This window comes from Cupriavidus nantongensis, assembly GCF_001598055.1.
Taxonomy (GTDB): domain Bacteria; phylum Pseudomonadota; class Gammaproteobacteria; order Burkholderiales; family Burkholderiaceae; genus Cupriavidus; species Cupriavidus nantongensis.
In genome coordinates, this window is the sequence record NZ_CP014844.1 from 1829546 (window position 1) to 1844072 (window position 14527).

The following is a 14527-nucleotide window of genomic DNA, read 5'->3' on the forward strand; positions in this document are numbered from 1 at the left end:
CTCCTTGTGTTGAGTCAGCGGCTTGAAAACGCGACGGGGGCGGCAGCGCCCCGCAGCGGATGGGTTGCGGTCGATGCCGTCGTGGATACGTCCCAGCCACCGCCAAGGGCCTTGTACAGCGCCACCAATTGCACGGCGGCGTTGGTATGTGCCCGCGCGGCTGCGGTTTCGGCCTCATGCAGGCTGCGCTGGGCAGCCAGCAGTTCGACCAGCGCGATGTCGCCCGCCGCGTAGCGCGTCCTGGTGTGGCCGTAGGTTGTGCGCGCGGCATCCAGTGCCATGCCGCGGCGTTCCAGTGTGTCCAGCCCGCCGTGGTAGTCGCCCAGCGCGCGCTCGGCGTCGCCCAGCGCCGTCAGCACGGCCTGCTCATAGGCCAGCGCGGCCTGCCGCTCGGCCGCCTCGCGTGCCCGAATTTCGGCTCGCACACGGCCACCGTCGAACAGGCGCCAGGAAATCAGCGGCAGGATGGAAAAACGCGAGCTGGATGCATCGAACCAATCGCCCGTACTGAGCGCCTGAAACCCGCCGCCGACACCGATGGAGAGTTTGGGGAACAACTCGGCCGTGGCCACGCCGATGTCGGCAGAACTCGCTGCGAGGCGACGTTCCGCAGCCAGCACGTCAGGACGTCGGCGCAGCATATCTGCGCGCTCGCCCACCGGCAGTGCCCGCAGCGTGCTCGGCGTCAAGGGGCCATCAAGCAGTGCCAGCTCCCGCTCCGGCGGTGCGCCCAGCAGCACGCCCAGGCTGAGCACCGCGGTGCGCTGGCGCGCCTGGATATCCGGGATGAGCGCGTTGACTGCTGTCCATTGGGCGTACGCCGCCTCCACGTCGGCGGCCGACGCGTCGCCCAGCGCGTGCCGCAGGCGCACCAATTCAAAGGTCTGCTGCAGCGTATCCAGCGTGGCGCGTTGTGCGTGCAACTCGTAGCGGGCGCCGACGGCGGTGAACCAGGTGCGCGCGACCTCGGCCACGATACGCATGCGTACGCCCTGTGCCTCGGCTTCGGTCGCCTGCAGGCGGGCGCTGGCGCCTTCCAGGGCGCGCCGCTTGGCCCCGAACAAGTCGGCCTCCCAGGCCGCGTCGAAGCCCGCGTCGTAGATGGTCTGCGTGGCGTCAAGACCGGGGATGGAGCCTACGGGCAAGGGGCCGTTCTCGCTTTGACGGCGCCGGTTGACGCTCGCGCCTGCGGCGGCGGTGGGCAGTGCCTCGCCGGCCACACGTTCGCGCAGGGCGCGTGCCTCATCGATGCGTGCCGCAGCCTGGCGCAGATCCAGGTTCTGTGCCAGCGCTGTGGCCATCAGGCGATCGAGGACTGGATCGTCCAGTGCAGACCACCATTGGCTCAAGTCTGCGGACTGGGATTCACTTGCCAACGGCAAGGTCCAGCCGCTGCCGACGTCGACCGGCGGCGGCTCGCGGTAGTCGGGGCCCACGGTTGCGCAGGCAGTCAGCAGCACGCACGACAGGGCCAGCGCGACCGGACGCACGCGCCCAGGGGTCAGGCCGGTGACGGTTGCGCGAAGAAAGGGAGTGCGGGTCTTGGATTTCATTGCAGGCGTCCTCGGACGAATACGGTGGCCATCGTCAGCGTGGCGAGGGCGATGATCGCCAGCGGCCACAGGCTGGCGAGAATGTCACCGGGCGGCATGGCCTTGAGAAAGCTGCCTTCGACGATGATGAGGAAATGGGTCAGCGGAATGGCCTGAGCCAGCCATTGCAGAACGACGGGCATGTTTTCCACAGGCGTCGCAAAACCTGACATCAGCACCGCCGGCACGCCGACGGCGAACGCCCCCAGGATGGCCTGCTGCTGCGTCATGCTGACCGCGGAAATCATCAGACCGATGCCGACCACCGAGGCGATGAACAGCACCAGGCTGGCAAGCAGGAGTGCAAACGAGCCCGTAAATGGGATGCCGAACAGGAAGACGCCCGCGCTGATCATGAACAGGCCCAGCCCGGTGCCAATTGCGAGTGCCGGCAGCGACTTGGAGATGATGATCTCGGGCGTCGAGGTGGGCGACACCAGCAACTGGTCGAAGGTGCCCAGCTCGCGCTCGCGCGCGATCGACAACGAGGTGATCAAGAGCGAGCTGAACAGCGCCAGGATGCCCGTCAGCCCGGGCACGATGAACCAGCGGTAGACCAGATTCGGGTTGAACCAGTGGCGCACGACCACGGGCGTTGGTGCCTGAGCGTCGGGCACGACCTCGGCGCCGACATCGGCGGCGATGGTGGACAGATAGGCCACGGTGATCTGCCCGGAGTTGCTGCGCCGGCCATCGACCAGTACCTGCGCGCGGCCACTTTCGCCGGCCGCGATGGAGCGCGAGAAATCCACCGGGATGGCGAGCGCGGCGATCACCTCGCCACGGTCGATCAGCTCGTGGAGCTGCTGCTGGCTGTCGACATGCCGGACGTGGGTGATGAAGCGGGCGCTGTCCAGTCGCTGTACCAACTCGTGCGACCACCGCCCCGCATCCTGATCGTAGACGGCGATATCGACGTTGCGCACTTCCAGCGTCGCGGCAAAGGCGAACACTAGCAACTGCAGGATCGGCGGCACGAACACCACCATGCGGCTGCGCGGATCGCGCAGGACGCTGAGCACTTCCTTGATGAACTGGGCGCGCAGGCGGGTGAACGAGAATGCGGAAGTCAACATCGCGTCACTCCAAGTTCTTGCGCGTGGCGCGCTTGGCGATCACGAAGAACAGCACCCCGATCGCCGCCATGGCCGCCAGGTTGGGCAGGAACACGGCCCAGATGTCGCCGGCCAGGAACACCGTCTTCAGCGAATCGACGAAGTAGCGCGCCGGAACCACCAAGGTGATGGCGCGGATCGGTGCCGGCATGGCGTCGATCTCGTACAGAAAGCCCGACAACATGAAGGCCGGCAGGAAGCCCGTGAACAGCGCGATCTGCGCGGCCAGGAACTGGTTGCGTGCCAGCGACGAGATCAGCAGACCCTGACCCAGCGCCGGCACCATGAACACCGCCGACAAGAGCAACAGGGACAGCAAGGAGCCGCGCATCGGGACGCCGAACACGAACACCGCCAGCGCCGATGCGCCCAGCGTGGACAGCATGCCGAGCGCGAAGTACGGCAGCAGCTTGCCGATCAGGATTTCGGCCACCGAGGCCGGCGTGGACAGCACTGCCTCCATGGTGCCGCGCTCCCATTCACGCGCCACCACCAGTGCAGTCAGCATGGTGCCGATGATGATCATGACGATGGCGATGGCGCCGGGAATCAGTGCGCGTCGGCTTTCCAGTTCGGGGTTGAACCAGTAGCGCGGCTCCAGCATGATGGACTGCGCCGGTGCTCCGACGTCCAGTCCGGCACGCCAGGACTGGACCACGCCACGGGCGTAGTTCTCGACGTAGTTGGCGGTATTGGGGTAGGAGCCATCGGTGACGATCTGCACCAGCGGCTCGCTGCCACGGAGGGCCAGACGCTGCTCGAAATCCTGCGGGATCACCACGTAGCCGCGCAGGTCGCCTGAGACCAGTTGGTCGGCTACTTCGCGCCGGTCATGGGCGAAGTGCGTATTCAGGAAGCGAGTGCCCGAAAACGCTGCGGCCAGCGACTGTGCCGATGCGCCGGGCGACTCCAGGACCACGCCGACACGGACATCCTTCGCATCCAGCGACACCGCATAGGCGAACAGCAGCAGCAACACCACCGGGAGCACGAACGCGATCAGCAGCGTCGAGGGGTCGCGCAGCGCCTGGTAGCTTTCCTTGGTCACCAGGGCGATCAAGCGCCGTAGATCAAAATGGCGCAAGTCGGTCTGCAGGGAGTCACTTCCGTCTTTGTGCATTGTGGCGCCGTTCATGTGGCGGCCTCCAGCTCGCGGTCTGACGACTCCACCAGGTGGATGAAGGCGTCCTCCATCGTCGGGTCGGGCCGTTCGGGGCTGACCGCCGAACGTTTGAGCGCGTCGGGCGTATCCAGCGCGATCAGTTGCGCACGCGAGAGCATGGCCACGCGGTCGCAGTATTCGGCCTCGTCCATGAAGTGGGTGGTGACCATGATGGTCACGCCCTTGCGGGCCAGTCCGTTGATGTGGGTCCAGAATTCGCGCCGGGTGATCGGGTCCACGCCCGAAGTGGGCTCATCCAGGAACAGCACGGGCGGCCGGTGCATCAGCGAACAAGCCAAGGCCAGGCGCTGCTTATGTCCCAGCGGCAGGGAATCGGGCGTGGCGGACAACCAGTCGCCCAGATCGAAGGTTTCGATCATCTCGGCAATGCGCTCGCGCCGGGTGTTGCCTTCCAGTCCGTAGACGCCGGCCGAGAATTCCAGGTTCTGCTGCACCGAGAGCAGGCCGTAGAGCGAAAACTTCTGCGCCATGTAGCCGAGCCGGCTCTTGGCTGCGCCGGTGGCGCGGCGCAGATCATGGCCCACCACATGCGCTTCGCCAGCAGTGGGTTTCAACAGGCCGCACAACATCTTGAAGGTGGTGGACTTGCCGGCGCCGTTGGGGCCGAGCAGGCCGAAGATTTCGCCCTTTTGCACCTCGAAGCTGACGTTGTCGGTGGCGGTGAACTCACCGAAGCGCTTGGTGAGGTTTCGGCACGACACGGCAATATCGGAACCCAGCTCAACCGGCGGCAGACGCTCGGCCAGCGTCGAAGTGCCGCCGGGGCCGCCACCGAGCAGATCGATGAAGGCGTCTTCGAAGCGCGCGGGCACCTGCGCCAGTCGCACCTGCGCCTGATCGGACAGGGCCTGGAGCTGCTCCGCTTGAGCGCCCTCGCGCAACACCACGCGCACGCCGGCGCCCTGGATCACGCCATCGCTCACGCTGGGCAGGTCGAGTGCCTGGGTCAGGACCGCTCGGCGCTCGGCACCGACGTCTTCCAGACGGAAACTGCGGCCTTCGAGCTGCGCGGTCAGCTCCTGCGGCGGGCCCTCGAACAGGAGCTGCCCTTGGTTCAGCAGCAGCACGCTCTCACAGCGCTCGGCTTCGTCGAGATAGGCGGTGGACCAGACCACGGCCATGCCTTCATCGGTCAGCGCCTGCACCATGCGCCACAAGTCCAGGCGGCTGACCGGGTCGACACCCACGCCCGGCTCGTCCAGCAGCAGCACCTTCGGCCGCGCCATGAGCTCACAGGCCAGGCCCAGCTTCTGCTTCATGCCGCCGGAGAGCTTGCCGGCCAGGCGTTTGGTGAAGGGTCCGAGCCGCGTGAAGTCCAACAGCTCGGCAAACAGATCGGCGTTGCGGTCCGCATCCATGCCGCGCAACTGCGCATACAGGCGCATGTTCTCCATCACCGACAGGTCTTCGTACAGTCCAAAGCGTTGCGGCATGTAGCCGCTGGCGACGTGAATGGCGTCGTTGTCCTTGACCACGTCATAGCCTGCCAAGGTGACGTGGCCGGCGTTCGGCACCAGGAGGCCGGTCAGAATCCGCATCAGCGTCGTCTTGCCGGCGCCGTCCGGGCCGACCAGACCGGTCAGCCGCCCATAGTGGATGCGCGCGCTCAAGCCCCGCAGAGCCTTTATGTCGCCGAAATGCTTGTCCACGCCCTCGATGACGACGGCAGCGTCTTCGCCCGCACCAGCAGGCACGGCGGCGATGGCACGGCTTGCCTGCATTTCACCGCTCCCCCGGGATACCGGTGCCGGCTTTCGCATCGACCTCGATCGTCACCGGCATGCCCTGGCGCAAGGCACTGTCGCTGTCGGCTTCGTCGATGACGATGCGCAGGCGGTACACCAGATCCGTGCGCAAATCCGTCGTCTCCACCGTCTTGGGGGTGAACTCGGCGCGCGGCGAGATGAAGCCGATCTGGCCGCGATAGACCTTCTCTGATGAATCGCTTTTGACGCGTACCACAGTACCGGGCGCGATGCGCCCCAAGTCCGACTCGCCCACGTAGGCGCGCACGTAAACCGGCTTGTCCAGGCTCAGGCTGTAGACCGCGCTCTGGCTTGCAACCATGCTGCCGGGCTCGCGCACCCGTGCGATGACGGTGCCACTACTGGGCGCCACCAATTCGGTGTCCGCCAAGGCTGTCGTGGCTTGCGCTGCGGCAGCCTGAGCGGCCGCAAGGCGAGCTTCTGCCGCGGCGATGTCTTCCTTGCGGAAGCCTTCGGATGCTTGCGACAGGGCCGCCTTCGCTGCTTCGACGCCAGCGGCTGCCTGGTCTCGCGCCGTGCGGGCGGCATCGACCGTACGCTGGCTGCTGGCACCCGATGTCAGCAGGCCACTCTGGCGCTTGAAATTCCGCTCGGTCTCGGTGGCGAGCGCCTGTGCCTGCCTGAGGGCCTCGCGCGCCTGGGTGATTTCCTGCGGTCGCAGGCCGCGGCGCAGCTTGGCCAGTTCCGCCTGCGCCACCTGCACCTGGGCCTGCGCTGCCGCAAGGGCTTCCCGATAGGGTTGCGCGTCAAGCGCCGCCAGGCGCGCGCCCACGCTGACGGCATCGCCCTCGTCGAAAGCCATTTGCATCACGCGCCCGGGCTGACGGAAGGCCAGTTGCACCTCGCGGATATCGACGTTGCCGTAGAGGCGCAATGCATCTTGTTGTCCATGGTCGCGCGACAGCCAGAACGCCAGTGCGCCGCCAAGAGCGAGCAAGACGACGGCGATCACGACCCAACGGGTTTTTCTGGAGAGGAGGTTTGGAGTTTTCATCGATGGGTTTCCGCTGGATAAAGGTGCTCAGTGCTCGCGTGCGACCGGCGCATTCGCCGCTGACCGGCGCCAGGCGATGGCCGCTATGCCAGCCCACACCAACGTGCGCAGCGTCATGGCGACCACCGTGCGTCGCTCCCAGGCGCCACCCAGAGCCACATGCACTCCGAAAGCGAGGAACACGAGTGCGGTCGCCACCGTGATGACAATCGCCAACCACGCGGCCCAGCGCCGGCGCATCCACAAGCCGACGCCGGCGACGATGTAGGCGAACCCGGCCAGAAAATTGAACCAGAGCACGAAAGGCACATAGTGGCCGGCGGCTTGGCGCGCCGCGCCGTCGACAAACAGAACGGCGCCGCCCTCCCGAAGAGTGAGCAGGCCGAAGCCGATCGCGAGCAGGGAGATCAGCCAGTGCCAGAGGCTGCGTTGTGGATGAGTGGTCATCTTCATGGCCTTTACTTGATCGCGGAAACTCCCAAGCCTTCGCCGTCGTCGCGGCGTGCGTGTGCGTTCCGCCGGGCGGTCGGGCTGAGTGTTGAATGACGCGGATTCGCGCTGGAGGCGCAACGCGATCGCATGACCGTGGTGTGCCTCTCGGCCGACCGGGCAACTGCGTGGCGGCAGGATGGAAGGCGTTTCATCGGGTGTGCGTGATGCCACGGAGATAGATGGCAAACACGGCTGGCGCATCACGACGAATGCGACTGACCTTGCCGGCCAACAGCGACTGCATGACCAGTCCCTGGATCGTGCCGATGAACAACACGGCGGCGGCATCCACGTCCAGATCCGCATCCAGGTCGCCTTGCGCCTTGCCTGCCTCCATCAGGCGGCGCAGGCGCTGTTCGTATTGACGGAGCAAGGTCTGCACCATCCGCTTGGCGAGCGTCTCGCCAGAGCGTTGCAGTTCTCCGAACAGCATGCGCGGCACGCCGGGATGCTTGGCCACGAAGTCGATGTGCGTCATGAACATGGCTTCGAGTGCTGCGGCAGGAGACGCGGCGCCCTCGGCCGCCTTGTCCACGCGCACCAGTAGACGCTCACCGACCCAGGTCATCGTTGCCTCCAGGATCGCGTCCTTGGTGGGAAAGTGGCGAAACAGCGCGCCCTGCGTCAAACCCATTCGATCGGCGATGGCCGTGGTCGTGATTTCGGCCGGGTTTTGCTCTGCTGCCAAGTCGACCACGGCTTGCACCGTGGCCGCGCGCCGCTCTTCAGCGGACAGATACTGAGGACGTTCGCTCACCGATCAGACTCCATGAAGTAAGTAACCAATTACTTTCTTAACCCGCAAAATGACCATGATGCAAGAACAAAACCGACCGATTGGCACGGGAGTGGCCAGCCCTTGCCCATTCGGAAGCCGTCAATAGTTGCCCTTGATAGACCTCAAGAAGAGAATGCATTCTTCAATTGGCTGACAAGGCCATGGACCAACGAGCCCAGCAGTTCATTCTTAACGTCAGAAGTCACCTCACTCGGGCACGGTCGCGAATTCCCCGCTCGGACGACCGGCAAGGCTTGCATCTTTTTTTGCAAGCAGTAAGATAGTAACCTAAAAATCTCAGTTGGTGATGTGCAGCTTGCTCGAACCGCTGGCAGGCTACGGGTTTGCTGTTGATCGAGGGAGTCACCCGATGGGTGAGTCGAAATTGAAGCATTTGCAGCGTGAGGAAATGCTTTTGTCGTGTGCCGGGGTGCAGACGGCGGGCGGTCGCGTGCGGGTTCGTTGGGAGACCGACAGTGCGGCCACGCCGATGGGGCAACTGGCCTACTTCATTGAATTTCTGACACTGACCGGGTTGTGGTCGTGTTGGCAGGATCGCTGCCCGCTGTCGTACTCGAGCCCGAACGCACCGACCAAGGCCGATGTGCTCGGTACCTGGCTGCTGTCGATTCTGTCTGGGCACCGGCGCTACTCGCACGTCACGACGATCCGCTGCGATGGGGTCAATCCGGGGCTGCTGGGGATGAACAAGGTGATCAGCGAGGACGCGCTGCGCCGGGCGCTGGTGGCGATTCCCGAAGACAAAGGGGTGAGCTGGCTCGACGGCCACCTGCGCGAGAGCACCGCGCCCTTGCTCGATGTGCCCTGGATTCTGGACATCGACACGACGATCAAGCCGCTGTACGGCAAGCAGGAGGGGGCGGTCGTGTCGTACAACCCGAAGAAGCCGGGGCGGCCTTCGCACAGTTACCACACCTACCTGATGGCCGGGCTGCGCCTGGTGATGGGGGTTGAGGTCAAGGCGGGCAACGAGCACTCGGGCAGTCACACCTTGCCCGGCTTGCTCACGATCCTCGATGAGCTGCCCGCCCATCACAAACCGAAGATGGTACGCGGCGACTGCGGGTTCGGGTCGGACGGCATCATGCGCGAGCTCGAAGCGCGCGCACAGCCCTACCTGTTCAAGCTGCGCCTGTCGAAGAACGTCAAGCGCCACATTGAGCGCCTGTTCCGGGTCTCGGGCTGGTGTGATGCCGGTCAGGGCTGGGAAGGGATCGACAGCACGCTGGCACTCACCGGATGGGAAGACACGCGTCGCGTGGTCGTGCTGCGCCGCCCCCTGCGGGGCGAAATGCTCGTCGCCCAGGAGGACAACGGTCAGCAACTGCTGGGCTTCATCGAGGCCGACCGCAAGGGCGGAAAGCGCATCACCGGCTACGAGTACGCTGTGCTGGTCACCAACCTGGACCACGAAATCCTCTCGCTCGGCCAGCTCTACCGTGACCGCGCCGACGCGGAGAACGCCTTCGACGAACTCAAGAACCAGTGGGGCTGGGGCGGCTTCACCACGCACGATCTGCATCGCTGCCAATTGTCGGCGCGCGCGGTCGCCCTGATCTACAACTGGTGGAGCCTGTTTGTGCGCCTGGCCAACCCCGAAGCCCGGCTCGAAGCCATGACCAGCCGACCCTGGTTGATGTCCTCGGTCGGCCGACGCACCGAGCATGCGGGCCAGACCACGATCACGCTGACCGGGCAGCACGCCTATTTCGACAAGGCCCGCCAAGTGCTCATGCGCGTGTCCAGCCAGCTTCAAACCTGGATGAGCGAAGCTGCGGAGCAGTTCAACGCCCCATCGGTCTGGCTGCGCTGTTGCGACCATCTCAAGCGCACCATCGCGGCCATCGGACCACCGGCACCCCTTCGTTTGCTGATTTAGCATGCAAACCGGGTGGGGTAACTGAGGTTTTTAGGGTAATAAGTCACTTCCAAAATTGGAGGGTCAAACATGAATACTCTTGCCACGCCTGACAAATCTGAGACGACATCTTCCGAAGTTTGTCGCCCCGATGCCTTGGATACGCTGGCGAATGCCTGGCGGGCACGCGGTACGGGCGGTTTGTCACCAGCGGCGGGGGCGCTGGCCTGGTACGACTGGGCGCTGCACCTGAGCCTTTCTCCGGGCAAGCAGCGCAGCCTGATCGAAAAGGGGCTGCACAAGCAGCAACGCCTGGCGCGCTACGCCGCGCACGCTGCAAGCGCCCACAGCTGCCCAACTTGCATCGAGCCACTGGAGCAGGACCGGCGCTTCTCGGCTCCGGCCTGGCAGCAGTGGCCTTTCAACGTCATTCACCAGAGCTTCTTGCTGCAGCAGCAGTGGTGGCACAACGCCACCACCGGCGTGCGCGGCGTGTCGCGCCATCACGAGAACATGGTCACTTTTGCCGGAAGGCAGTGGCTGGACATGTGGTCGCCTTCGAATTTCGTCTGGACCAATCCGGAAGTGCTGAACGCCATCAAGGCCAGCGGCGGCGCCAACCTGTGGCGCGGCGCCATGAACTTCCTTGATGATGCGCAGCGTCTCGCGCTTGACGATGCGCCCGCCGGAGTCGAAGGCTTCGAGGTCGGCAAGGACGTGGCGGTCACCCCGGGAAAGGTAGTGCTGCGCAACGACCTGATCGAGCTGATCCAGTACACACCGACGACGCCCGACGTGCATGCCGAGCCGATCCTGATCGTGCCTTCGTGGATCATGAAGTACTACATCCTCGACCTGTCGCCGCACAATTCCATGGTGAACTACCTGGTGGGGCAGGGGCATACGGTGTTCATCATTTCCTGGAAGAACCCGGGCCCGGCAGACCGTGACCTCGGCATGGAGGATTACCGTCGGCTCGGCGTCATGGATGCGCTCGATGCGGTCACGGCCATCGTGCCCAAACATAAGGTGCAGGCGGTTGGCTATTGCCTGGGAGGCACCTTGCTGGCGATTGCGGCTGCCGCGATGGCGCGCGACGGTGACGATCGGCTGCACAGCCTGACGCTGCTGGCGTCGGAGACCGATTTCCGCGAATCGGGCGAAATCGCCATGTTCATCGACGAGAGTCAACTGGCCTGGCTCGAAGCCGGCATGTGGGACAAAGGCTATCTCGACGGCAAGCAGATGGCCGGTGCGTTTCAGATGCTCAACTCGCGCGACCTGATCTGGTCGCGCCGCGTGCGCGAGTACCTGCTGGGCGAACGGCAGGAGTTCAATGACCTGATGGCATGGAATGCCGACGTGACGCGCATGCCGTATCGCATGCACAGCGAGTACCTGCGGCGTTTGTATCTGAACAACGATCTGGCCGAGGGACGCTACCAGGTCGGCGGACGGCCGGTGGCGATCGCCGACATCGAAGTGCCGATGCTCATCGTCGGCACGGTGCGCGACCACGTTGCCCCCTGGCCATCCGTGTACAAGATGCATCTGCTCAGTGATGCGGAGCTGACCTTCGTACTGACCAGCGGCGGGCACAACGCCGGCGTGGTCAGCGAGCCGGGGCACCCCCGGCGCAGCTACCAGATTGCGACCCGCAGCGTCGGCGCTCGCTACGTCGATCCGCAAACGTGGCGTACCGAAACCCCGCTGAACGAGGGCTCCTGGTGGCCAGCCTGGCAGCAGTGGCTGGCACGACATTCGACCGAGCGGGTATCGCCGCCTGCCATGGGCGGCACGCAGGTCCCGCTTGGTGATGCACCGGGAACCTATGTGGCAATGCGCTGATACGACGCGCCGAAGCCGAGACAAGACAAGACCATTTCAACAGGGACATCGCTAAGGATGGCCTACACCCGCCCCGAAGGGGGCCCACCATGACCGAAGGGCACTGCAATGAGCAACGAACTGCCAATCCATCTCTACAAAGCCAATGCCGAGCTGCAACTGCAGATCACGCGCTTGCTGCAGGAGAGCAGCCATCACTGGCTCGAGGTCATGCAACAGCTCAGCGCTGGCAGCGTGCTGGAGACCACCTCGCGCATCCAGGGCCTCCAACAGGCGGCCGACTGGCAAGCGCTCGCGACCTTGCCGTCCGAAGTGTTCTGGCGTCTGTGCCAAGGCCGCATGGGCGATGCCCAAGCGGTCGGGCAAGTAGCAGCCAAGAGCCAGACGGCCTTTGCCAATGGACTGCGCCAGGCGCTCACGACTTGGCAGGAGTCTGTCTCCGAGGCATTCGGCGCGAGTGGCGACGCAGCCTCTTTCACGCAGCTTTGCCAGCGCTGGACGCAGCCCTGGACCGCCCCAAGCGCCGTACCCCAGGGCAAGACCAAGAAATGAGGGGACGGCAATGAATACGACGCAACGGACGGCGCTGGTGACGGGAGGCAACCGGGGGTTGGGCGCTGCGATCGCCCGTGCCCTGCACGATGCCGGCCACCGCGTGATCGTCACGCATACCCCCGGCAACACCACGATTGGCCAGTGGCAGCAAGCGCAAGCGACACAGGGCTACACATTTGCTGCCTACGGGGTGGATGTATCGAACTACGAATCAACGCAGGAACTGGCGCGGCGCATCCACGCCGACGGTCATCGGATCGACATCCTGGTGAACAACGCCGGCATCACCCGCGACGCAACGCTGCGCAAGCTCGACAAGGCCGGGTGGGATGCCGTACTGCGCACCAACCTGGACTCCATGTTCAACGTCACCAAGCCGTTCGTCGATCCGATGGTCGAGCGCGGCTGGGGTCGCATCGTCAACATCTCGTCGATCAACGGCAGCAAGGGCCAGTTCGGGCAGACCAATTATTCGGCGGCCAAGGCCGGGGTACATGGATTCACCAAGGCGCTCGCACAGGAGGTGGCGCACAAGGGCGTGACGGTCAACACCGTCTCGCCGGGCTATTTCGCCACCAAGATGGTGATGGCGGTGCGCGAGGATGTGCGCCAGAAGATCATCGATGCGATTCCGATTGGCCGTCTCGGTCAGCCGGCCGAGATTGCGGCACTTGTCGCCTTCATCGCCAGCGAAGCCGCCGCCTTCATGACCGGCAGCAACGTGGCGATGAACGGCGGCCAGCATATGTATTGAGTAGTCGAGGAGCCTGCGGCATGAAAGTCTGGACCATTCGCGTGGGCAACGTCTCCCCCGGTCGCTGCAATTCACCGAAGAGCATCCTTGGCACACTCGGGTGCTCGGACCCGAAGCATGCGCATTGACACGAGGGTGTTTGCGTGCTGACGGATAGTGATCTGCAAGCCCTCCGGTTGACCGCACGTCTAGCAGGCGTCCTCACCCTGATCCTGATCGACACCCCCATCGCTTGGTGGCTGGCTCGTACCAAGGTCTGGTGGAAAGGGCCGATAGGAGGCTGCCTTGGAGCCTAGATTGCTACGCTATTTCGTTGCAGTCGCGGAAGAGCTGCATCTCGCCCGCGCGGCCGAGCGTCTCGGCATCGAGCAATCTCCCGTATCACGAGCAATGCGCGACCTCGAACGCCTGCTGGGCGTCTCATTGTTCGACCGCAGTGCCCGGCAGACGCGGCTGACTTGGGCCGGCCAGGTGTTGCTGGGCGAAGCTCGGCGCGTGTTGGCCACCGTGGACCAAGCGGTTCAAGCTACCAAGGCTGCAGCGCAGGGCTACCAGAGCTATTTGCGCATCGCCATCTGCGACAGCCTTGCCCAGCCACGCATCGCCTCGCTACTGGCGCGCAGTCGCGAGGAAGAACCTGAATTGGGGATTCGGGTCTTCGATCTGCCGTTTTCGCGGCAGCTCAAGGGCCTGCACGATGACCTGCTGGATGTCGGCTTCGCGCTGTCGGATGCGGTCACCGGAGGGCTGATCGCCGAGCCTGCTTGGAGCGATCCGCTATCGGTGATCGTGCCGACACGCCATCCGCTGCTCGCGCATGCACAGGTCAAGTTGGAAGACGCCTTGAAGTTTCCGCTGGTCCTGTGTCACCCGGATGCGGCGTCGGGCTGCCATGACCAGATTCAGGCACTGCTCGACGGCGCGGCCATCACGCCCAAGATAGCCGACCACGTGACAAGCCTTGGCGTGATGCTCACGCTGGTGGGAGCCGGTTATGGCATCGGCTTTGCCATCGGTGCACAGGTGCAGACTTGCCAGCGGCCCGACATTGCGATACGCCCGCTGGCGGGCATCACGCCCACGCTGACGACCTATCTGCTGCGCCGTCAGAGCGAGCCCTCGGAACCGATGAAGCGGTTCTTGCAGCGTGCTCGGCGGTTGTTCCGGCCGCAAGGCGATGTGCACGCTCCTTGACCCGCATCGGTCCAGGTACGTTGGCTATTGGCAGCCGTCTCCGGCTCTGGGTGGACTTATCTGGTCCGTCACGTTGACCGACTTGGATTTTTGAGTCCAGAATAGAGGCCTTCTTGGGGAGCTGACCCCAAGAAATTCTTTGTTGATCAACCGGTTGGGTTGTGGGTGCTGTTCCCTTCACCCGCTTCATAGAGCGGGTGGTTCGCATAGGATCGAGACCCGCGACTCTGGCCAGTTGATCTTTGGCGATTCGCGAAGGATCCGCGCTCCGCCGCCTGCGCCGCGCCGGACAGAGTCGGTGTCGCAAAAAGTACCGCGAAGGTGTTGCCAGGCGAGAGCTGTTAGTACATAATGCAGTCCTTCGCGGCACAATGAGA

Annotated in this window: 12 protein-coding genes; 5 read left to right on the plus strand and 7 right to left on the minus strand. The window is 64.5% G+C overall.

The window, feature by feature from the left end:
* Positions 1-14 precede the first annotated feature (14 nt).
* From A2G96_RS08600 to A2G96_RS08630, 7 genes are all read right to left on the minus strand, one after another.
* Positions 15-1553, minus strand: a complete 1539-nt coding sequence (locus A2G96_RS08600) for an efflux transporter outer membrane subunit (RefSeq protein WP_004255142.1) — start codon at positions 1551-1553, stop codon at positions 15-17.
* Entirely contained in the window at positions 1550-2668 is a 1119-nt protein-coding gene (locus tag A2G96_RS08605; protein ID WP_004255143.1) for an ABC transporter permease, read from the minus strand. Before A2G96_RS08605 ends, A2G96_RS08600 begins: the two co-directional genes overlap by 4 nt.
* A gap of 4 nt (positions 2669-2672) precedes the next feature.
* Entirely contained in the window at positions 2673-3791 is a 1119-nt protein-coding gene (locus A2G96_RS08610; RefSeq protein WP_470290489.1) for an ABC transporter permease, read from the minus strand.
* Between the two features lie 47 nt (positions 3792-3838).
* Positions 3839-5611: an ATP-binding cassette domain-containing protein gene (locus tag A2G96_RS08615; protein ID WP_062798533.1), complete on the minus strand. Its 1773-nt coding sequence runs from the start codon at positions 5609-5611 to the stop codon at positions 3839-3841.
* A 1-nt stretch (position 5612) separates the two neighbouring features.
* Entirely contained in the window at positions 5613-6650 is a 1038-nt protein-coding gene (gene hlyD / locus A2G96_RS08620; protein WP_012584794.1) for a secretion protein HlyD, read from the minus strand.
* 27 nt (positions 6651-6677) lie between these two features.
* Positions 6678-7103, minus strand: coding sequence for a hypothetical protein (locus A2G96_RS08625; RefSeq protein ID WP_082818877.1), 426 nt, complete (start codon positions 7101-7103; stop codon positions 6678-6680).
* Between the two features lie 187 nt (positions 7104-7290).
* Entirely contained in the window at positions 7291-7899 is a 609-nt protein-coding gene (locus A2G96_RS08630; protein ID WP_062798538.1) for a TetR/AcrR family transcriptional regulator, read from the minus strand.
* A 391-nt stretch (positions 7900-8290) separates the two neighbouring features.
* On the opposite strand from A2G96_RS08630, the gene A2G96_RS08635 reads away from it, so the two are divergent.
* The 5 genes from A2G96_RS08635 (at position 8291) to A2G96_RS08655 (ending at position 14150) form a co-directional block, all read left to right on the plus strand.
* Positions 8291-9820, plus strand: a complete 1530-nt coding sequence (locus A2G96_RS08635; RefSeq protein ID WP_062798540.1) for a transposase — start codon at positions 8291-8293, stop codon at positions 9818-9820.
* 69 nt (positions 9821-9889) lie between these two features.
* Positions 9890-11647: a PHA/PHB synthase family protein gene (locus A2G96_RS08640; RefSeq protein ID WP_062798542.1), complete on the plus strand. Its 1758-nt coding sequence runs from the start codon at positions 9890-9892 to the stop codon at positions 11645-11647.
* Between the two features lie 108 nt (positions 11648-11755).
* Positions 11756-12199 (plus strand): phasin family protein, encoded by a 444-nt coding sequence (locus A2G96_RS08645; protein ID WP_013721835.1) that lies wholly within the window; start codon positions 11756-11758, stop codon positions 12197-12199.
* 10 nt (positions 12200-12209) lie between these two features.
* Positions 12210-12956: an acetoacetyl-CoA reductase gene (phbB, locus tag A2G96_RS08650; protein WP_062798544.1), complete on the plus strand. Its 747-nt coding sequence runs from the start codon at positions 12210-12212 to the stop codon at positions 12954-12956.
* 285 nt (positions 12957-13241) lie between these two features.
* Positions 13242-14150: a LysR family transcriptional regulator gene (locus A2G96_RS08655; protein WP_082047720.1), complete on the plus strand. Its 909-nt coding sequence runs from the start codon at positions 13242-13244 to the stop codon at positions 14148-14150.
* The last annotated feature ends 377 nt before the right edge of the window (positions 14151-14527 follow it).

Bases quoted from the DNA above. Each gene is read 5' to 3' on its own strand.
- A2G96_RS08615 (WP_062798533.1), bottom strand. From the start codon at position 5,611: ATGCAGGCAAGCCGTGCCATCGCCGCCGTGCCTGCTGGTGCGGGCGAA.
- A2G96_RS08645 (WP_013721835.1), top strand. From the start codon at position 11,756: ATGAGCAACGAACTGCCAATCCATCTCTACAAAGCCAATGCCGAGCTG.
- A2G96_RS08625 (WP_082818877.1), bottom strand. From the start codon at position 7,103: ATGAAGATGACCACTCATCCACAACGCAGCCTCTGGCACTGGCTGATC.
- A2G96_RS08605 (WP_004255143.1), bottom strand. From the start codon at position 2,668: ATGTTGACTTCCGCATTCTCGTTCACCCGCCTGCGCGCCCAGTTCATC.
- hlyD (WP_012584794.1), bottom strand. From the start codon at position 6,650: ATGAAAACTCCAAACCTCCTCTCCAGAAAAACCCGTTGGGTCGTGATC.
- A2G96_RS08600 (WP_004255142.1), bottom strand. From the start codon at position 1,553: ATGAAATCCAAGACCCGCACTCCCTTTCTTCGCGCAACCGTCACCGGC.
- A2G96_RS08635 (WP_062798540.1), top strand. From the start codon at position 8,291: ATGGGTGAGTCGAAATTGAAGCATTTGCAGCGTGAGGAAATGCTTTTG.
- phbB (WP_062798544.1), top strand. From the start codon at position 12,210: ATGAATACGACGCAACGGACGGCGCTGGTGACGGGAGGCAACCGGGGG.
- A2G96_RS08640 (WP_062798542.1), top strand. From the start codon at position 9,890: ATGAATACTCTTGCCACGCCTGACAAATCTGAGACGACATCTTCCGAA.